20 protein-coding genes are annotated in these 19,096 nt (G+C 55.4%); 14 read left to right on the plus strand and 6 right to left on the minus strand.

Going from position 1 to position 19,096, the window contains the following annotated elements:
• Positions 1–32: 32 nt before the first annotated feature.
• From NP596_RS00230 to NP596_RS00240, 3 genes are read right to left on the minus strand one after another with little or no spacing between them, the layout of a single operon-like run.
• On the minus strand, positions 33–326 hold the full coding sequence (locus NP596_RS00230) for a PAAR domain-containing protein (RefSeq protein ID WP_256613186.1): 294 nt from the start codon (positions 324–326) through the stop codon (positions 33–35).
• Between the two features lie 21 nt (positions 327–347).
• A complete protein-coding gene (locus NP596_RS00235; protein WP_256613187.1) occupies positions 348–944 on the minus strand; it encodes a DUF6931 family protein in 597 nt (198 codons plus the stop codon).
• Positions 945–964: 20 nt separating this feature from the next.
• Positions 965–2,302 (minus strand): tetratricopeptide repeat protein, encoded by a 1,338-nt coding sequence (locus tag NP596_RS00240; RefSeq protein WP_256613188.1) that lies wholly within the window; start codon positions 2,300–2,302, stop codon positions 965–967.
• A 281-nt stretch (positions 2,303–2,583) separates the two neighbouring features.
• Here NP596_RS00240 and NP596_RS00245 point away from each other — a divergent pair, with 281 nt between their 5' ends.
• Positions 2,584–3,573, plus strand: a complete 990-nt coding sequence (locus tag NP596_RS00245) for a magnesium and cobalt transport protein CorA (protein ID WP_256613189.1) — start codon at positions 2,584–2,586, stop codon at positions 3,571–3,573.
• Positions 3,574–3,672: 99 nt separating this feature from the next.
• On the opposite strand, the gene NP596_RS00250 is transcribed toward NP596_RS00245, so the two are convergent.
• Both NP596_RS00250 and NP596_RS00255 read right to left on the minus strand, forming a co-directional pair.
• Positions 3,673–6,087: an FtsX-like permease family protein gene (locus tag NP596_RS00250; RefSeq protein WP_256613190.1), complete on the minus strand. Its 2,415-nt coding sequence runs from the start codon at positions 6,085–6,087 to the stop codon at positions 3,673–3,675.
• A 1-nt stretch (position 6,088) separates the two neighbouring features.
• Complete coding sequence (locus tag NP596_RS00255; protein WP_256613191.1) at positions 6,089–6,784, minus strand: ABC transporter ATP-binding protein; 696 nt, start codon at positions 6,782–6,784, stop codon at positions 6,089–6,091.
• A gap of 78 nt (positions 6,785–6,862) precedes the next feature.
• Here NP596_RS00255 and NP596_RS00260 point away from each other — a divergent pair, with 78 nt between their 5' ends.
• A complete protein-coding gene (locus NP596_RS00260; protein WP_256613192.1) occupies positions 6,863–7,435 on the plus strand; it encodes a methyltransferase family protein in 573 nt (190 codons plus the stop codon).
• A gap of 21 nt (positions 7,436–7,456) precedes the next feature.
• Here the strand turns inward: NP596_RS00260 and NP596_RS00265 are convergent, their stop codons facing one another.
• Complete coding sequence (locus tag NP596_RS00265) at positions 7,457–7,816, minus strand: hypothetical protein (RefSeq protein ID WP_256613193.1); 360 nt, start codon at positions 7,814–7,816, stop codon at positions 7,457–7,459.
• 389 nt (positions 7,817–8,205) lie between these two features.
• Between NP596_RS00265 and queF the strand changes: the two genes are divergently transcribed.
• From queF to der, 12 genes are all read left to right on the plus strand, one after another.
• Positions 8,206–8,595, plus strand: a complete 390-nt coding sequence (gene queF / locus NP596_RS00270; protein WP_256613194.1) for a preQ(1) synthase — start codon at positions 8,206–8,208, stop codon at positions 8,593–8,595.
• Between the two features lie 6 nt (positions 8,596–8,601).
• Complete coding sequence (locus tag NP596_RS00275; protein WP_013820506.1) at positions 8,602–8,886, plus strand: EscU/YscU/HrcU family type III secretion system export apparatus switch protein; 285 nt, start codon at positions 8,602–8,604, stop codon at positions 8,884–8,886.
• Positions 8,883–9,740: an archaetidylserine decarboxylase gene (gene asd, locus NP596_RS00280; protein ID WP_256613195.1), complete on the plus strand. Its 858-nt coding sequence runs from the start codon at positions 8,883–8,885 to the stop codon at positions 9,738–9,740. The genes NP596_RS00275 and asd overlap by 4 nt, the downstream gene beginning before the upstream one ends.
• A gap of 122 nt (positions 9,741–9,862) precedes the next feature.
• On the plus strand, positions 9,863–10,210 hold the full coding sequence (gene yajC, locus NP596_RS00285; protein ID WP_256613196.1) for a preprotein translocase subunit YajC: 348 nt from the start codon (positions 9,863–9,865) through the stop codon (positions 10,208–10,210).
• A 76-nt stretch (positions 10,211–10,286) separates the two neighbouring features.
• Entirely contained in the window at positions 10,287–12,134 is a 1,848-nt protein-coding gene (gene secD, locus NP596_RS00290; protein ID WP_256613197.1) for a protein translocase subunit SecD, read from the plus strand.
• Between the two features lie 54 nt (positions 12,135–12,188).
• Positions 12,189–12,620 (plus strand): nucleoside-diphosphate kinase, encoded by a 432-nt coding sequence (gene ndk / locus NP596_RS00295; RefSeq protein WP_256613198.1) that lies wholly within the window; start codon positions 12,189–12,191, stop codon positions 12,618–12,620.
• A complete protein-coding gene (gene rlmN / locus NP596_RS00300; RefSeq protein WP_256613199.1) occupies positions 12,595–13,710 on the plus strand; it encodes a dual-specificity RNA methyltransferase RlmN in 1,116 nt (371 codons plus the stop codon). The genes ndk and rlmN overlap by 26 nt, the downstream gene beginning before the upstream one ends.
• Complete coding sequence (gene pilW / locus NP596_RS00305) at positions 13,700–14,470, plus strand: type IV pilus biogenesis/stability protein PilW (RefSeq protein WP_256613200.1); 771 nt, start codon at positions 13,700–13,702, stop codon at positions 14,468–14,470. The genes rlmN and pilW overlap by 11 nt, the downstream gene beginning before the upstream one ends.
• Positions 14,471–14,487: 17 nt before the next feature.
• Positions 14,488–15,786 carry a histidine--tRNA ligase gene (hisS, locus tag NP596_RS00310; RefSeq protein ID WP_256613201.1) on the plus strand — a complete coding sequence of 433 codons (1,299 nt, stop codon included), beginning with the start codon at positions 14,488–14,490 and terminating at the stop codon, positions 15,784–15,786.
• A gap of 19 nt (positions 15,787–15,805) precedes the next feature.
• The gene (locus NP596_RS00315) at positions 15,806–16,468 is read left to right on the plus strand and encodes a tetratricopeptide repeat protein (protein ID WP_256613202.1); all 663 of its coding nucleotides are present in this window, start codon (positions 15,806–15,808) and stop codon (positions 16,466–16,468) included.
• A gap of 13 nt (positions 16,469–16,481) precedes the next feature.
• The gene (gene bamB / locus NP596_RS00320) at positions 16,482–17,696 is read left to right on the plus strand and encodes an outer membrane protein assembly factor BamB (RefSeq protein ID WP_256613203.1); all 1,215 of its coding nucleotides are present in this window, start codon (positions 16,482–16,484) and stop codon (positions 17,694–17,696) included.
• 5 nt (positions 17,697–17,701) lie between these two features.
• The gene (gene der / locus NP596_RS00325) at positions 17,702–19,093 is read left to right on the plus strand and encodes a ribosome biogenesis GTPase Der (RefSeq protein WP_256613204.1); all 1,392 of its coding nucleotides are present in this window, start codon (positions 17,702–17,704) and stop codon (positions 19,091–19,093) included.
• Positions 19,094–19,096: the final 3 nt, after the last annotated feature.

Genomic DNA, 19,096 nt, shown 5'->3' on the forward strand with positions numbered 1-19,096 from the left:
CTTATCATTTGTGTAACATTTTCAGCGCAGGGTCAGCCGCCTATCAAAACCGTCGGGCAACCCAGCACAATCACCCCGCCATGAGCGGTCTGATCGCCCATTCTGGCCGCCGGCATTTTGCCGATCAAAACCGTCGCCGACCCTTTGACTATTGCATCGGGCGGCCCCACACAGACAGCCATATCCCCAACCCGCGCGGCCGGCATCTTACCGATCAGGGTTGTAATAGCGCCAGGCGGCAAAATAGGCCCTCCGACATGCGGCACCGGGCCGGTAAACATCGGACACACATGCATATCGGTGATTCTCGCGGCAGGCTGACCCATAACCCTATCCTCTTTTACGTTTTAGCCGGCTTGTTGCCAAAGCCGACCATTGCCACCATTGGCAATGTCGACACCCTGTTCCAGAAAAAACAGATACTTATCATTAGCTTTTTCCGGCTGGCTTTGCACCGCCGCCAACATCACCGCGCCAGCCACGGCCTTGGCGGTCAAATTGTCCGCCGGCGGTACCGCCGGAACGTTTTCCGGCGCCATGCTGCCCTCGCTCCAGAAAGCCCCCATGCCCGCCCAGGCCGCGGGATTTTCGAACGACGCGGCTTCGGCGGCATTAAAGGCTTGGCGCCGATTCGTTTCAGTAGGCTTATAGACCCATGCCTCGGCCGCTTCCACGGCTTGCACCAATTTCGGCTCGGGCTTTTCCTGCATGCAACTGCGCGCACTCAGGCACGCCCACCAAACCGCCTCCCGTTTCGGTAACGCCCTAGCCAAAAAACGCACGGCATCCGGATACAATTTTTGCTCGATCAGGCTTTTCAAAAAATCCACCGGCGCGGGATCGGCGGCCAGACAGGCCCTGGCCGATTGGTCAAGCTCAATATCCTGGCAAATGAGCGCCGCCCTCGGGATTAAAACCTTATTTAATGACACCAAATCAGCCATATATTTTCCACTCGTTAGCTTTACTGATTCAAAACCTTGCGGGCAACTACCAAAAACCCATCGACCGGGACTCCGCCTTCATAGCGTAACATGACCTTTTCCAATAAAATCGGCGCCAAGCCGGCCAACATCAAGACATTTTCGACATACGCTTCCGTATGGCCGAACCGTCCATGCGGCTGAATTTTAAACCCTTGCGCGATATTTTCCTCGGTCCGTTCCAAGGTAAAAACGAAGTGGCCGGCGGGTACTAACGCCGACGCCGCCGCCAAACATACCGCTTGCAGATCGCCAAAGTAAACCAAAGTATCCGCCGAGACAATCACATCGCAGCGCGCCGGATACGAGGCGATGCATTCGGTTAACTCGGCATGCAGCAAATCGTCGTAACATCCGCGTTTTTTGGCTTTTTCCAGCATTTTGGCGGACAAATCAACCCCCGCCAAATATTTGGCATAAGGTTTCAGCAAAGGCCCGCACAGGCCGGTTCCGCAACCGGCATCCAGAATATCCAAACCCGTTTCGGCTTGACTAAAAATTTCCTTTACCGCGTCGGAGACCAAAAACGGCGCCTTGTACTCCAGGCGCTTGAGCACCATATCGAAACTATCGGCAAAATCATCGAATGTTTGGACAATATATTCGTCCGAGGCCCTGGGTAAATCGAATTCGCCGGTATACGACCGCAAGCGGTGCAACGCCAAGGGATTTGCCGGATCGTGTTCCAGCCATTCCTTCACTAACACAATGGCGTCTTCGGCCTTGCCCTGCAGACACATCGCCGCGCACAGGTTTTCGTAATTTTCGGCATTGTAAGGTTTTAAACCGATAACTTTCCGATACGCCTCGATGCATTTGGCAAATTCGCCCTGTTTTTTATAGGCATTACCCAGGTTACGATAAAATTCGGCATTTCCCGGCATCAGCGCAATCGCCTTGGAAAAAGCCTCTATCGCGTCTTCTATCCGCGACAACTGGCTTAACACCACCCCAAAATTATTAAACGCCGCCGCATTATCCGGGTTTAACTCCAGCGCCTGGCTATAGCTGTCCGCGGCTTTTTCAAAATCCTCCAGCCGGTTAAATATGTTGCCTAAATTGTTATGGGCATCCGAATACGCCGGCGCTTCCGCAATCGCCTGCTCGATCAGCCGGATCGCTTGCGCGTTATCGCCCTTTTGGTGCCTCAGCAAACCCAAAAAATGCAGCGCTTCCGGAAAACGGGGGTATTGCCCGAGGATAGTGCGGTACAGCTCTTCCGCGTCATCCAGTTCCCGCGCTTGATGCAGCCTGATGGCCAAAGCCAGCGCATAATCCAAATCCAGCGCTTTGGCGGCCGGCCCGTCTTTATTTGTCATGAATCAACCCAACACTTAAAAAATAAAATCCGCCGTGTGTCGCCAAGAAAAACGGCTTGGTGTTTTGCAGTACAACTATAGCCCTAAAATGCCGCGGCTGATCGATAAGGTTCGGCAATTTGCCATAAAGATTAAACCGCTTCATGATAATCGATCAAATTTAGCAGCCTATTTTTAGGCTGCCGACTTTTATACAAACAACATGGCCGCTTCGGGCGGTGCATGAAAACCGCGCCGCGCCTTAATCCGCTCGCAAGCCCCATACAACCCGGAGACCATTCTTGCCAAACCCCAACGATAACAACATGATCATGAAAGGCGTCGCCTACCTACACGGGGTCAGCGTAGGCGATATCGACATGGACAGCATCGGCGAAGCCATCAGGCAACCCGATCATTTTATCTGGCTGGGCCTGCGCGAACCTGACCCGGCGTTGCTCGCCAGCATACAAAACGCATTCGGTTTGCATGAATTGGCGGTGGAAGACGCCCGCTCGGCCCACCAAAGGCCGAAACTCGAAGAATACGGCGACTCGCTGTTTATTGTGTTGCATACCGCCGTGCTGGCAAATGACGGTATCGAGTTCGGCGAAACCCATTTTTTCGTCGGCAGCCATTTTCTAGTCACGGTCCGCCATGGAGCTTCTCTGGGCCATAGCAAAGTCCGCGCCCGCTGCGAAGCCTTGCCGCACCAACTGGCCAAGGGCCCCGGATTTGCACTTTATGCCATCATGGACTTTATCGTCGACAATTACATACCGGTATTGGACGGCTTGCAAGCCCGTTTCGACGCCCTGGAATCGGCGATATTCGCCAACCACCCCAGCCGGCAAACCATGGAAGGCCTGTACGAATTAAAGCGCGAACTCATTCAGATGCAAGGCATCATCATGCCGGTCATCGATATTTGCAACGTGTTGATGCATTCGCACGAGATCAATATCCCCAAGGACGTACGCCTGTACTTCCGGGATATTGCCGACCATATCAGCCGCATCGACCGCGCCATGGACGGCATGCGGGAAATGCTGATCGCCGCCATGCAGGTACATTTGACTTTTGAGACCGTCAGGCAAAACGAAGTGGTGAAACGGCTGGCCGGCTGGGGCGCCATCCTGGCCATTCCCACCATGCTGTTCAGCTGGTATGGCATGAACTTTAAACACATGCCGGAACTGGAATGGGAATACAGCTATCCGCTAGTGGTCGGAGGTGTTTCGATCGGTAGTTTACTGCTGTATTGGCGCTTAAAACGGTCGGGCTGGCTATAATCCAATATTAACCTCCGCCGGGTTTGGCCGCATCCGCCGCCGCATCCGCCGCCGGATGCGTTGGCCGGTATTTTCGCCGCAACGCTAAAGTTTGCCGGTTCAATGCGCCAGACTCTTGCCGACCGTCATGCCCGCGGCCTTACGGGCCGGCCAATAGGAGGCCAGCCCAGCCAGACCGAGTACCATGCCCAGCCAATAGACCGCCGCCCAACCGGCAAAAGTAAAATCCAATGCCATGCCGAATAATGTCCGGCCCAGTTGTTCGGTCATAGGTTCGGCCGCCAGATAGGCCAACGGTAAACTCAAAACCCAGGCCAACATGCCGTGCAGCAGCCCTTCGCTCAAAAACAAACCGAATATGGCTTTAGAAGGCGCCCCGATGGCCCGCAGCACCCCGATTTCCCGCGTGCGTTGCAATACGCCGATGGCCAAGGTCCCGGACAAACCGATGCCTCCCACGGCCGCAATCATGCTTGCCAACCCCATCAGCGTCCCTAGCATGGGTTTAAACTGATTGCGGGCAAATTGGCGTTGTTCCAGTTTAGCCTGAGTGTTATAGACATCCAAAGGCATCCCGGCAGCTTGAAAACGGCTTTTTAAAGCCCGCAGATAATCGGCTTCCTCGGCAAGAGAAGCCATCGGGGCTTGTATCAAGGCAAAAGTGGCTAACTCCGGCTGTTGCGCCTGCGGCTGAATAGTTTCCAGCAGCGCGTAAACCGGTTCGACGCTGTAGTTGGTGCCGGCCAACCAACGGTAAGTGCCTATCGCTTGCCAACGTTGCCGCTTTGACCCTATCGCCACGTCCAGCCAATCGCCCGCCCGAATGCCGTTTAAAGCGGCGGTGTCGGTGCTCAGTACCAACACAGGCTGTCCGACGTCTTCGGCATTGAACCAGCGCCCGGATTCGATCAAAGGCCGATACATGTCTCCGGCGGCCGGCAGCGCCAGCATTTGCACCCCCAGACTGCCTTTTTGCCGTAACACCCGACCGTTTTTAGCCATTTCCAACGGCAGACGCCGCCACACTTCGATTTGCCGGCTGCTCGGCAATGATAGGGCGATTTCCCTGATTTTGTCCGCCGGTTGGTCGGCAGCGAACCCCAACCGCACCGTATACCGGCTACGGTCCATTTCATTATCCAGCGTTAAATTCAGCGAAGCGGCCAGACTCATCAATACCATAAACAGGATCCCGGCAATGATTAACACGCTTTGCGTCAAAACAAAGCGGCCCTTATGCCGAAACAGGTTGCCCAGGGCCGCCGCGTGCAAGGTCGACAAGCAGCGGGCGCCAAGGCGTTCCACCCAAAAATCGAAACGGTTGCCGCCAAAATCCGCGCCAAGGCCATAACTGGCCATGGCGATTCGCACATTCAGGCCGGATCTCCACCAAATCGGCCCCAATGCGGCCGACAACGGCGCCAGGATGCCGCCCAACACCATCAGGTAAACCGCCCGGGGCGAATAATGAAAATCGCCGCAGTCGATATTGAACACCGCCAACAATTGGCAAGCACTCAGGTATGCCGCCAGCAAACCGATGGGCATCGCCAGCGCGATCGCCAGCAATGCCCACCCCAGGATTTCAAGCAGATAAACCGAGGCTATGGTAAAGCGGCCGCCCCCCAATGCTTTCATCACGCCGATCTGATCGGTTTGTTGGGCAATATGCGCGGACACGGTATTCAGGATCAGCACGCTGGCCAAAACCAGCGAGACCATAGCCATGATTTGCAAAACGCCATTAATACCGGCCATGAAAGGCCGGCCCCAGTGTTTTTCCGGATCCTGCAACAGCGTGACATTCACGGTAATGCCGTGCTTGGACAGCAAGCCACTCACCTCGCTAGCCACTGCGCGGGCTTTATCCTCGCTATAAGGAGGCGTCACTTGCAGCAATAGCTGGCGAAAAGTATGCTCGGACACGCCAAACCCCGCCGCACCGGCAGGGTCGGTAAAAAAATGCAGTTGACCGCCGAATTTCGGCGGCTTGACGAAAGGATGCCGCACAACGCCGCCAATCGCAACACGGCGATTACCCGCTTTGGTTTCCAATTCCAGACTGTCGCCAATCCGCAAACCGGTATACCGGGCCGATAAATTTTCAACGGCTATCTGCCCGGCGGAAGGCCACCGACCGGTATCCAGACTGATTTTATCGAAGCGTTGCGCTGCATAATCGGCACGAACGATCAGGGTCGCCAACTCCCAAGCAGCGGCATCCGAACGCCGAAACCGCACGGAAACAGGCGTTTGGGTATCGACAGCGGCCACACCGGGCAAGGCTTTGACCTTTGCCAGCAACGCCATGTCGGCATCGCCGCGTAAAATCAGATTGATATGCGACGGTTGCGACAACCTGTGGGCTGCGTCCATTTGGCTGAGTTGCAAATCGATCATGCCGAACAAGACGCCGACACAAAACACGCCGGCCGCCATACTGGCCACGGCCAGCAGACTCCGCGACTTGGACAGCCCCAGGTCGGCAATCGCCTTATGCCATAAGGTATGCAAATCAGCCTACCCGCGCCGGCGTATCGGCATGAATGCGGCCGGAACGGATTTCCAGCTTGCGGCTGGCGGCATCGGCGAGCGCTTCGTTGTGCGTCACCATCACCAGCGTCTTGCCTTGATCGCGCAGATGGGCAAACAAATCGAACACCGCGTCGGCCGTGGCGGCATCCAGATTACCGGTGGGTTCGTCGGCCACAATCAGCGGCGGATCGTTCGCCAAAGCGCGGGCAATCGCCGCCCGTTGCTGTTGCCCGCCGGAAACCTGACTGGGTAAACGGTCGGCGGCATCGGCCAGACCGACCTGCTCCAATAATTGCATGGCCCGTTCCCGGCGCTGGCGTTTGGGCAGCTTGCCCAAGAAATCCATCGGCAACACGGTGTTTTGCAGCAGATTTAAAGTCGGCAACAATTGAAAAAATTGAAATACAATGCCGACATTGGCACCGCGCCAGCGCGTCAGCTTTTCGTTACTCAGTTCCCGCAGGGCGGCGCCGTTTACGATCACTTGGCCGCGGCTGGGATGGTCGATGCCGGTCAACAAATTCAGTAACGTCGATTTGCCGTTGCCGGACGGGCCGACGATAGCGACAAATTCGCCGGGAAAGATTGCCAGATTGATATCGTGCAAAACAGTCTGCGGCGCACCGGCCTGCGGATAGGCCTTATAAACCTGTTTCAGTTCGATGATCTTTTTCATATCGGCCGGCAAATTGCGGTATGTTACATGAGGCTTGGCCGCGCCGGCTGATTTCATACCATTCAAACAGGAACCTTAATGACATCCGTTCGCCTCGCTTGGCTGGCGCTTTGCCTGCTTTGGGTCTTCGCGGAGATTAGTTTGGCCCGGCAATCGCGCCCGGACCGGCAATCTATCCTGAAACTGGAACGGCGTTCGCAACGCTGGCTCTGGCGGAGTGTTTTGGGTAGTTTAGTGTTGGCCTTTGGTTTTAAATACTTGGCGTGGCTGCCGATTCCCATGCCTTATCTACCCCGGCAATTACTGGCAATGTTGGTTTTCGGCTGCGGTTTGAGCCTTAGGTTTTGGGCGGTTAAACACTTGGGCCGGTTTTTTACCACAGATGTCGCGATCCAACAGCAACACCGCTTGATTACCAGCGGCCCTTACCGCGCCGTTCGCCACCCGGCATACACGGGTTTGCTGCTGGCGCTTGCCGCGGCCGGCTGGGCAATGGGGGATTTTCTAGCCTTATTGTGTTTAACCGTGCCCATTTTCCGGGGCTTTCGGATACGAATAACGATAGAAGAACGGATGCTGCTGCAAGCGTTCGGCGTAGCCTATCGCGAATATAGCCGAACCAGCTGGCGCCTACTGCCCTGGCTTTATTGAACCAGGGCGCCGCGCTAGCGTTTAAGCCGCCAGGGCATTCGCCGCTCTGGTTGGAGAAGCGTTGGCGAAGGCATCTTTTGCTTGGGCAGGGTTGCTTTGGATAGCGGAAATAATATTGCTGGCCGCTTCCTGCGCTTTTTGGCGATCCGGAATTTGCGTTTGATTAGTCGCCTGTTTCACGGAAGCCGTGTTAGACAACTGCAAGGCTTCCGTGGAGATGGTGGCGCTATCGCGGGCCACACTATTGTCCTTCTCGCCGTCGCGGCCCGTGGGGGCAACGTTTCTTTGGCTAGCTAAGCCGTCAACTTCCGTTGCATTTGCGCCGGCCGCACTACTCCGACCGACGGGTATGTTTTTTTGATTTAATGCGGTAATGTCCATCATCGACCTCCCATGGAAACATCGATAGCATCGGGTGATACTACGGCGGAATTTTAGCGCAATTTTGCAAGAGTACCGGCGGATATTTCGAATAAACCGACTTAGCGCACACTATGCCCGACCCGTTTTGCAAATCCTTGAAGTTAATCTTTAATTTTTTCCACGCGCATAGCTGATAAAATTCAAGGACGCGGTATGCGGATTCATTAAACGCAACTATTCAGTGAATGCCAGCCAATGCGGATCAATTGCGTAGGTTGGGTTAGCTCGATAGAGCATAACCCGGCAATCGAAGCCGTGGCACCGCCATAAGCCGATGCGTTGGGTTACGGCTAGCGCCTAACCCAACCTACGCTGAATAGTTACCATTAAACTAACGAAAACCAGCAATGACTACAAAACCCAGCTCAGATTTGACCACTTTCGAAAACCCCAGACCGGAACGCGATTTTACCATTCGCATCGACATCCCCGAATTCACCTGCCTGTGCCCGATGACCGGCCAGCCCGACTTCGCCAAACTGGTGCTCGAATATGTACCGGATAAACTATGCGTCGAATTGAAATCGCTGAAACTTTATATGTGGACGTTCCGCGAGCGCGGCGCCTTTCACGAAGCGGTAACCAACGAAATCCTCGACCATATCGTTTCAGCGATTTCGCCTAACTTCATGCGTCTGCGCGCCGAGTTTAATGTGCGCGGCGGCATTTACACAACAGTGATTGCCGAACACCGCAACCGGGACTGGCAGGCGCCGGCAGTGGTCAACCTGCCCTGAGCAACCGTGAGCGGCAGAACCTTTTATAACAGCGACATTGCCGTCGCCTTAAAATACGACGGCAAAAATGCGCCGAAAGTCACCGCCAAAGGCGAAGGGTTTACCGCTCAGCAAATTTTAGCGATTGCCGAAAAACACGGCGTGCCGCTGCAAAACGAACCCGAACTGGCGCGCATCCTGGCCCAAGTACCGCTGGGCGACGAAATACCGCAGCAGCTGTATATCGCCGTCGCCGAAGTGATCGCCTTTGCCTATTTTATCAGCGGAAAAACCCCCGACTCCGAATCATGACCTTAAAAGATATAGTTACCGTACTTCCCCAATACGCTCTACCGCATCACGCGCTGTCCGGAATGATGTCCAAGCTCACTCACTGCGAAAACAGATTATGGAAGAACCTGTTCATCAAACTGATCATCCGCCTTTACGGGGTCAACATGAGCGAAGCCAAAGTTCAGGATCTGGATCATTACGCCAGCTTCAATAAATTCTTCACCCGTGAATTAACGGAAGGTTGCCGGCCCGTAGCGGCAGCACATGATGCCATCACCTGCCCCGCCGACGGCGCCGTCAGTCAGGCCGGCCCTATAGAGGGCGGCCGGATATTTCAAGCCAAGGGCCATAGCTATACGGCACTGGAGTTACTGGGCGGCGACGCCGAGCGCGCCAAAGCCTTTGAGAACGGCTCTTTCACGACCATATACCTCTCTCCCAAGGATTATCACCGCCTGCATATGCCGCTGACCGGTACCCTGAAAGAAATGGTGCATATCCCCGGCCGCCTGTTTAGCGTCAACAATACCACCGTCAATGCCGTGCCCAACTTATTTGCCCGCAACGAACGCGTGGTCTGTATGTTCGATACCGAAGCCGGCCCCATGGCGCTGGTTTTGGTTGGGGCGATTTTCGTGTCCAGCGTGGAAACGGTTTGGCACGGCGTCGTCACCCCGCCAACCGTTGATACCGCCAGGACCTGGAAATACCAGGACAATGCCCCCACTCTGGAAAAAGGCGCGGAAATGGGCCGCTTCAATATGGGCTCCACCATTATCGTGCTATTCGGCAAGGACAAAATAGCCTGGCTGGACGAACTGACCGCCGGCAAGCCCGTAAAACTGGGCGAACAGATAGGTCGTTGTTTTTGATAACAACTCTAAAATCAAGCCGATATGCGATAACCGGCCCGACTGTGGCATAATGCCCGACTTTCCGGTCCGGCACCGGACACTCTTTACAACACGACGATAATAATTTTAAGAGGACAACAATGAGCTTTTTTATCTCCGACGCCATGGCCCAAGCCGCGCCCGCAACTTCACAACCCGGTTTCGAAGGCATGCTGTTTCCATTGGGTATTTTAGTTTTCTTTTATTTTCTGTTCATCCGCCCGCAATCCAAACGCAACAAAGAACAAAAGCAAATGCTGGCGGCGCTGAACAAAGGTGCGGAAGTCGTCACCACCGGCGGCATTTTAGGCAAAGTCGCGGAGCTGGACGACAACTTCGTCAAACTGGAAGTGGCCGAAAACAGCTTCATTCAAGTACAACGCCATGCCATCGCCAACATGATGCCGAAAGGCACTTACAAAACCTTGAACAAAAAACCCAAAGTTTAAGTTTTCTGTCATTTACCTATCCATTCACACTTGACCTTCGGTAACAGCGCAGTTGTCTCTGCTTTAACGGAAACCCATGCAAAATCACTTCCCGCTTTGGAAAAACATCCTGGTCCTGACCGTTCTGGTTTTTGCCCTCATTTATTCGCTACCCAATCTTTTCGGCAACGATCCGGCGGTGCAACTGGCTTCCAGCAACTCGACTCCGCTGGAACAGGCGCAAGCCGACAAAGTGGCCGCCACGCTTAAAGACGCCGGCTTTACCGTCAAAACCCTCGACTTTAAAGACGGTAAAATCCTGGCCCGTTTCAATAACACCGACGAGCAAATGAAGGCCGCGGACCTGCTCAGAAACAAAATGGCCAACCAGGCCACCGTGGCGTTGAATCTGGCTCCGGCAACCCCCGGCTGGTTGAATGCGCTGGGCGCGGAACCCATGTATTTGGGCCTGGACTTGCGCGGCGGCGTGCATTTTCTGCTGGAAGTGGACATGGATACCGCCCTGAAACAAGCGGACGAACGTTACAACAACGACATCCGCGGCGCCTTCAGAGACGCCAAGGTACGTTATCAATCCGTTTCCAAGGAAGCCAACGGCATTAAAGTGGTACTGCCCGACGAGGAAAATCGGGTGGCCGCGGCAGCGGTATTAAACAAAGATTTTCGCAACCTCGATCTGGCCGAAAGCGGCCCCAACGAATTTCTGCTGACCCTTCCGGAACGCGAGATCTTGGCCATCAAAAAGTCCGCGCTGGACCAAAACATTACCACCCTGCGCAACCGGGTTAACGAACTGGGCGTAGCGGAACCCATCATCCAACAACAGGGCGGCAACCGCATCGTGGTGCAATTGCCGGGCGTGCAGGATACCGCGCGCGCCAAGGAACTGCTGGGCACCACCGCCACTCTGGAATACCGCCTGGTGGACGTGGAACACGACGTCAAATCGGCTTTGGAAGGCCACGTGCCGGTGGGCAGCCGCGTGTATTACGACAAAAACGGTGCCCCGCTATTGCTGAAACGCTCGGTCATCGTCACCGGCGATCAGATTACCGACGCCTCGTCCGGTTTGGACCAAGACGGCCAAGCCGCCGTTTTCATTACGCTGGACGGCATCGGCGCCAAGAAAATGGGCAAGCTGACCCAGGAAAACATCGGCAAGCCGATGGCGGTGGTATTCATCGAATACAAGTCCGAAACCCAGATCGTCGACGGCCAAAAAGTTCAACATAAGGAAAAAGTCGAAAAAGTCATCAGCGTCGCCACCATTCGCGACTCTTTCAGCAAACGCTTCCAAACCACCGGCCTGGACAGTCCGCAGGAAGCCCGTACATTGGCCCTGTTATTAAGAGCGGGCGCATTGGCCGCGCCGGTTGAAATCGTCGAAGAACGCACGGTCGGCCCTAGTTTGGGCCAGGAAAACATCGACCAGGGCATGCTGTCGATCAACATCGGCTTCCTGCTGGTGGTGGTGTTCATGGTCATCTACTACCGGGCCTTCGGTTTGATCGCCAACTTTGCGCTGATCTTCAACGTAGTGTTGCTGATTGCCATTCTGTCCCTGTTGCAAGCCACCCTGACCCTGCCCGGCATGGCCGGCATCGTGTTGACCGTGGGCATGGCGGTGGACGCCAACGTCCTCATCAACGAACGCATCCGCGAGGAACTGCGCAACGGCAACAGCCCGCAAGCCAGTATTTTCGTCGGCTATGAAAAAGCGTTCTCCACCATTCTGGACTCCAACGTCACCACCTTGCTGGTAGCCTTGTTATTGTTCGGTTTCGGTACCGGCCCGGTGAAAGGTTTTGCGGTGGTGCTGTGCCTGGGCATTCTGACCTCGATGTTTACCGCCATTACCGGCACCCGCATGCTGGTGAACTGGCTCTACGGCGACAACCGCCGGGTCGAAAAACTGTCCATCTAATCAAGTTATAATTTTCGGAAATTTTTATCATTAACCTTAACTGGAGTTTAAATAATGGCAATTGAACGTACTTTCTCTATCATCAAGCCGGATGCAGTCGCTAAAAACGTGATAGGAGAAATTGTCAGCCGCTTCGAAAAAAACGGTTTGCGGGTGGTCGCATCCAAAATGCTGCAATTGAGCCAGGAACAAGCCGAAGGTTTTTATGCCGAGCATAAAGAACGCGGTTTTTTCAAAGACTTGGTTAGCTTCATGATTTCCGGCCCCGTCGTCGTACAAGTGTTGGAAGGCGAAAACGCGGTACTGAAAAACCGCGAACTGATGGGCGCCACCAATCCCAAGGAAGCCGCGCCCGGCACCATTCGCGCCGATTTCGCCGTCAGCATCGATGAAAATGCCGTGCACGGTTCCGATGCACCGGAATCCGCCGCGAAAGAAATCGCTTACTTCTTCTCGGCCGATGAACTCTGCGATCGCATCCGCTAAGCCGGCAACTATCAATCTGCTGGATTTCGACAGAAAAGGCCTGCAAGCCTTTTTTGTCGGTCTGGGGGAAAAACCATTTCGGGCCACCCAGCTGCTGAAATGGATTTATCAGGAAGGCGTCGTCGATTTCGACGACATGACCAACCTGAGCAAATCCCTGCGCGGCTATCTCAAGGAAAACTGCTGCATCCGTACCCCGGAAATCGTCGCCGAACAACTGGCTTCGGACGGCACCTGCAAATGGGCCATGCAGACCCATTGCGGCAATAAGGTGGAAACCGTCTACATTCCGGAAGAGCGCCGCGCCACCTTGTGCATTTCCTCGCAAGTCGGTTGTGCCCTGGCCTGTAGTTTTTGTTCCACCGCCCAACAAGGCTTCAATCGCAACCTGTCCACTGCGGAAGTCATCGGCCAATTGTATCTGGCGCAACAGCGCCTGGGCCCTGAGCACAGGATCACCAACGTAGTGATGATGGGCATGGGCGAACCGTTACTGAATTTCGACAATGTCGTTGCCGCCATGAATTTGATGATGGACGACTTTGCCTTCGGCTTGTCCAAACGCCGGGTCACCATCAGCACCTCCGGCGTGGTACCGGCCATGCACCGTTTGGCCGACGTCTGCGACGTCAGCATGGCGGTTTCGTTGCACGCCCCAATCGACGCCTTGCGCGACGAACTGGTGCCGATCAACCAAAAATACCCGCTGGCACAACTGATGGACGCCTGCCGCGCCTACGCCAAAGCCGGCCCGCGAAAGCACATTACCTTCGAATATGTAATGCTGGACGGCATCAACGACAGCGCCGAGCACGCCAAAGCCTTGGTTAAGCTGCTCAGCCACGTGCCATCCAAAGTCAACCTGATTCCGTTCAACCCATTTCCGCAATCGCAATACCGTTGTTCGGAGATGGCGGCGATTTTGAAGTTCCGCGACATTTTGCACAATGCCGGCATCGTCACCACCATCAGGAAGACCCGTGGCGAGGATATCGATGCCGCTTGCGGACAGTTGGTCGGTCAAGTCCAGGACAAAAGCCGCCGGCATTTAAAACTGCAAACCGCGAGGACCGCGCCCCATGCCATGTAAGCATGGCCGGCGTTTTTGGGCTGTCTCGGCCGCTTGCACCTTACTCGGTGCCTGCGGCCTGCTGCCCGATTTCGGCGGCAAGGGCATGAGCAGCCATGAAAAAGCCAACCTGAATTTACAAATGGGCGTCCGGTATCTGGAGATGGGCATGCTGGAAGTGGCCAAGGAAAAACTGGAAAAGGCATACGACCTGGAGTCCGGCAACCCGGAAACCCTGAATGCGCTGGCGGTGTTTTACGAACGCATCAAGGACGACGAACAAGCTACCGACTTTTACCAAGCCGCCATCGGCAAAGACCCGGACAATTACAGCACCAAAAACAATTACGGGCGTTTTTTATGCGAACGCGGCAAACACGATAAAGGCATGGCGATGCTGCGGGAAGCCTTGGATTCGCCGATGAATCAACGGCCTTGGCTGGCCTTGAGCAATATCGGCATCTGTCTGCTGCTGCAAAACGACCCGGCCAAGGGCGAAGAGTATCTGCGCCGCGCCTTGTTCGCCGAACCCGAATATCCGCCCGCCTTGCTGGAAATGCTGAAAATCAGCTACAACAACCGGCAATACATGTCGGCGCGGGCATTTTTGGAGCGTTATCTGGCCGTCGCCAAGCACACGCCGGAAAGCCTGTGGTTCGGCTTTCAAACCGAACGGGCGCTGGGCAACCATCAGGCGGCGGAAAACTACAAAGAACAATTACTGATTAATTTTCCAACCTCCACCGAGGCCCTACAAGCCAAAACCGCGATAAGCAAATAATCCGGCAACGAATACACATGGCAAAACAACAACAGGCCATTCAGGCCATCCGCGGCATGCACGACATTCTGCCCGAGCAATCTCCTTACTGGCAGTGGCTGGAACAGAACGCCCGGCAAGTGCTCGGCGGTTACGGATATCAGGAGATCCGCCTGCCCATCGTCGAAAAAACCGAGCTATTCAAACGTTCCATCGGCGAAGTCACCGACATCGTCGAAAAGGAAATGTACACGTTCGACGACAGAAACGGCGATTCGCTGACCTTGCGTCCGGAGGGCACCGCCGGCTGTTTGCGCGCCTGCCTGGAACACGGCTTGCTGCATAACCAAAGCCACCGGCTGTGGTATTACGGCCCGATGTTTCGGCACGAACGTCCGCAAAAAGGCCGCTACCGGCAATTCTATCAACTGGGCGTGGAAACCTACGGCATGCCCGGCCCGGATATCGACGCGGAAATGATATTGCTGACCGACCGGCTGTGGAAGAAACTCGGTATCCGCGACAAAGTGGAATTACAGTTGAATTCTCTGGGCACCAGTGCCGAGCGCGCCGCCTATCGCGGCGTTCTGGTCGAGTATTTCAAGCAACACATCGACGTGCTGGATGAAGACAGTCTGCGCCGGCTGGAAACCAATCCGCTACGGATTTTGGACAGCAAAAACCCGGACATGCAATTAATGTTGCGCGAGGCGCCGGTATTATTGGAACATTTGGGCGAAGACAGTTTGCAACATTTCGACAGCCTGAAAAGCATGCTGGACGATCTGGGCATTAGTTATCAGCTGAACACCCGCCTGGTGCGCGGTCTGGATTACTACGGCAAGACCGTGTTCGAGTGGGTCACCGACGAACTCGGCGCCCAAGGCACCATCTGCGCCGGCGGCCGTTACGACGGCCTGATCGAACAACTGGGCGGCAAGGCCAACCACGCCATCGGCTTTGCGATGGGCATGGAACGCATTCTGGCCTTGGTCGAGCAACTGGAAACCGTGTCTATCGAACCCGGCGTGGACGTTTACTTGATCCGGGTCGGCTCGGCAGCCGAAAAGGCCGGCCTGTTGCTGAGCGAACACCTCCGCGACCGGATTGACGGCTTGAAATTGCAAGTCAATTGCGGCGGCGGCAGCTTCAAAAGCCAATTTAAAAAAGCCGACAAGTCCGGCGCGGCGTTTGCGATTATCATAGGCGACGACGAAGCCCAACGCGGCGAAGCCGCCTTAAAATCGCTTCGCATCGAGCAGGAACAAACCACATTAAGCCATGCCGCCTTGCTGGAAACGCTGAAGGCCTGGCATCGCAGCAAATCCATTGCATAACTTTTAACCGGGAAACACCGTGGCTATTTACGATACCGAAGAAGAACAAGTCGAACAGTTGAAAAAATGGTGGGAAGCCAATAACAGCTCCCTGATTGCCGGCGTCGTCACCGCCATTTTGCTGGTGACCGGATGGAATGTCTGGCAAAACCGTCAATTGGAGCAACGCAGCCAGGCCTCGCAGCTTTATCAAAACCTGCTCGCCAGCGCCGCCAAAAACGATTCGGCCGCAATCGAGAAACTGGCCGATCAACTGGCCGTCGAACACGGCTCAATGGCTTACGCGCATTTTGCCGCGCTGGCAAAAGCCAAAAGTAAAGTCGACGCGGGCGATCTGGAAGCGGCCAAGGCCATTCTGCAACAACAAGTACAAAATGCCGGCGACGAACAATTGCGGCACGTTGCCCGCCTGCGTTTGACACAACTGATGCTGGCTACCGGTCAACATGAAGAAGGTTTGAAATTGATTGCAGCCGTCGACCCGGCGAAAGCCGAAGGTTTTGCCGCCAGCTACGACGAACTGGAGGGCGATTTATACGTCGCCATGGACCGTTTGGACGAAGCCCGCACCGCCTACCAAAACGCCATCAGAACCGGACAGGCCACCGCCTTGACCCAATTCAAACTGGATGACATTGCAGCGCCTGCCTTCAACCCGGCGGCAGCAAACTTACCGCAGTGACACGCTTGAAATCATGCTGAAACCCGTGCCCATGTCTTTTCGCACTATCCCGGTATTGTTTGCCGGCCTGCTGTTGCTTTCCGGTTGCGCGGGGTTGGACGCGGGCCGCGAAATGCTGTCGGGACTGTCCGACAGTATTTTCGGCGAAGACGACAGTGCCGATCCGCCGGCGCCCTTGCTCGAATACGCAGCCGAATTACAAATCGACGTGCTGTGGAAGGAATCGGTGGGCAACGGCGCGGACAAGCAATATCTGAAATTGATTCCCGCCGTACAGGGAGACAGAATATTCGCCGGCGACCGTAAAGGCACCCTGCAAGCCCGCAACGCGGCGACGGGGGATTTGATTTGGGAAACCGGCGGCGAATTTGAGTTTTCCTCCGGTCCCGGCCTGGGCCGGCAAGTTTTGGTCATGGGTTGCACGTCCGGCGAAGTGATTGCTTTCGATATCGGCAGCGGCGAACAAAAATGGCTGACCAATGTGCCAAGCGAAGTACAGGCCGTGCCTGTCATTGCCAACGGCATCGTGATCGTACGCACCACCGACGGCAAGGTCATCGGTTTGCGGGAAGCGGACGGCGCCCAATTATGGCTATCGGAAAGCAGCGTACCGGCCTTGAGCATACGCGGCGCCGGCGCCCCTATCGTCATTGACAACACCGCCATCGTCGGCTCGGCCAACGGCAAGTTGCAGGCCTTGCAACTCAACGACGGCAAAAGCCTCTGGGAAGCCACTATCGCCATGCCTACCGGCCGCTCCGAAGTCGAACGGCTGGTCGATTTGGACGTCGATCCGGTGGAAAGCCGCGGCGCCATCTTTATCTCCAGTTTCAATGGCGGCACCACTTCGGTATCGGAAGTGGATGGCGACATCATCTGGCGTAATCCCGAAATCTCTTCGTATACCGGCATCAGCGCCGATTACCGCTATTTGTATATCAGCGATACCAAAAGCGAGGTTTCGCAACTGGACCAACGCAACGGCGCCTCGTTGTGGAAACAAAAAGACTTGCATAACCGCCAACTGACGGCAGCCGTGGTTTACGACAATTATGTCGTGGCCGGCGACTTCGAAGGCTATGTGCACTGGTTATCCATTAGCGACGGCAGGCTGCTCGGTCGCATTCAAGTCGCAAGCTCGCCGATCGAAGCCAAACCGGTTATCGTCGGCGGAACTGTATACATTTACGCAAAAGACGGCACCCTCGCAGCCTTAAAAGCGAGATAAACACTATGCTCCCAGTCATCGCCTTGGTTGGCCGGCCCAATGTCGGCAAATCCACCCTTTTCAATTATTTAACCCGCAGCCGGGAGGCGCTGGTGGCCGACTATCCCGGCCTGACCCGCGACCGCCAATACGGCCGCGTCAAGCGCGGCGAACGCGACTGCCTGGTGGTCGATACCGGCGGCATCACCGACGACCTGGAAGGCATAGACGTTTTCGCCAAAAAGCAGGTGGAGATCGCCCTGCAGGAAGCCGACGTGGTGTTCTTTATGGTCGATGCCCGCGACGGCATCAACGCCTCCGACGAAGCCATCGCCGACATGTTGCGCAAATTGGGCAAACCGGTGGTATTGGTGGTCAATAAAATCGACGGTATCGACAGCAATACCGTCACCCACGACTTTTATAGCCTGGCGCTGGGCGAGCCTGTACCGATTGCCGCCTCGCATGGCCGCAATGTGCATGAATTGCTGGGCCGCATCGACGATCTGATTCCACCCGTGGAAGACGAATTCCAGGAACAAGACCCCGGTATCGCCATTGCCGTCGTCGGCCGGCCCAACGTCGGCAAGTCGACGCTGGTCAACCGCCTGCTGGGCGAAGAACGGGTAGTGGTGTTCGACGAAGCCGGCACCACCCGCGACAGTATTTATATACCTTTCGAGCGCAACGGCGAAAAATTTACCCTGATCGATACCGCCGGCATGCGCCGCCGCGCCAAGGTATCGCTGACCGTGGAAAAATTCAGCATCATCAAATCCCTGCAAGCCATTGAAAAGGCCCATGTAGTGATTTACCTGATCGACGCCCGCGAAGGCGTCACCGACCAGGATGCGCATATTCTGGGGCTGGTGCTGGAAGCCGGGCGAGCCTTGATTATCGGCTTGAATAAATGGGACGGCCTGGACGCAGAGCACAGGGCTTTCGTCAAAAAACAGATCGAAATCAAATTGCCGTTTTTGGATTTTGCCGAAAAACACCCGATTTCAGCATTGCACGGTAGCGGAGTGGGTAAGCTGTTCGACGTGGTACACAGCCTGTACGACGCGGCCATGATAGACATGTCCACCCCGGTATTGACCCGCATCCTCAGCGACGCCGTGGCCTCGCATCAGCCGCCCTTGGTCGGCGGCCGCCGCATCAAGCTGAAATACGCCCACCAGGGCGGCCGCAACCCGCCGGTGGTGGTGATTCACGGCGTACAAACCGATTCCTTGCCCGACTCATACAAGCGGTTTTTGATGAACTACTACCGCGAACAACTGCGCCTAAAAGGCACCCCGGTCCGCTTGGTGTTCAAGTCGCCCGAAAATCCGTTTCAGGGCCAGAAAAACAAATTAAGCGATAGGCAGGTGAAAAAACGCAAGCGCCTGATCGATTTTACCAAACGCAAAAAATAAATA

The organism is Methylomonas rivi (assembly GCF_024505165.1).
GTDB lineage: Bacteria > Pseudomonadota > Gammaproteobacteria > Methylococcales > Methylomonadaceae > Methylomonas > Methylomonas rivi.

Bases quoted from the DNA above. Each gene is read 5' to 3' on its own strand.
- pilW (WP_256613200.1), top strand. From the start codon at position 13,700: ATGCCATGTAAGCATGGCCGGCGTTTTTGGGCTGTCTCGGCCGCTTGC.
- secD (WP_256613197.1), top strand. From the start codon at position 10,287: ATGCAAAATCACTTCCCGCTTTGGAAAAACATCCTGGTCCTGACCGTT.
- yajC (WP_256613196.1), top strand. From the start codon at position 9,863: ATGAGCTTTTTTATCTCCGACGCCATGGCCCAAGCCGCGCCCGCAACT.
- hisS (WP_256613201.1), top strand. From the start codon at position 14,488: ATGGCAAAACAACAACAGGCCATTCAGGCCATCCGCGGCATGCACGAC.
- rlmN (WP_256613199.1), top strand. From the start codon at position 12,595: ATGAACTCTGCGATCGCATCCGCTAAGCCGGCAACTATCAATCTGCTG.
- NP596_RS00230 (WP_256613186.1), bottom strand. From the start codon at position 326: ATGGGTCAGCCTGCCGCGAGAATCACCGATATGCATGTGTGTCCGATG.
- NP596_RS00240 (WP_256613188.1), bottom strand. From the start codon at position 2,302: ATGACAAATAAAGACGGGCCGGCCGCCAAAGCGCTGGATTTGGATTAT.
- ndk (WP_256613198.1), top strand. From the start codon at position 12,189: ATGGCAATTGAACGTACTTTCTCTATCATCAAGCCGGATGCAGTCGCT.
- asd (WP_256613195.1), top strand. From the start codon at position 8,883: ATGACCTTAAAAGATATAGTTACCGTACTTCCCCAATACGCTCTACCG.
- NP596_RS00265 (WP_256613193.1), bottom strand. From the start codon at position 7,816: ATGGACATTACCGCATTAAATCAAAAAAACATACCCGTCGGTCGGAGT.
- bamB (WP_256613203.1), top strand. From the start codon at position 16,482: ATGCTGAAACCCGTGCCCATGTCTTTTCGCACTATCCCGGTATTGTTT.
- NP596_RS00260 (WP_256613192.1), top strand. From the start codon at position 6,863: ATGACATCCGTTCGCCTCGCTTGGCTGGCGCTTTGCCTGCTTTGGGTC.
- NP596_RS00255 (WP_256613191.1), bottom strand. From the start codon at position 6,784: ATGAAAAAGATCATCGAACTGAAACAGGTTTATAAGGCCTATCCGCAG.
- NP596_RS00235 (WP_256613187.1), bottom strand. From the start codon at position 944: ATGGCTGATTTGGTGTCATTAAATAAGGTTTTAATCCCGAGGGCGGCG.
- queF (WP_256613194.1), top strand. From the start codon at position 8,206: ATGACTACAAAACCCAGCTCAGATTTGACCACTTTCGAAAACCCCAGA.
- der (WP_256613204.1), top strand. From the start codon at position 17,702: ATGCTCCCAGTCATCGCCTTGGTTGGCCGGCCCAATGTCGGCAAATCC.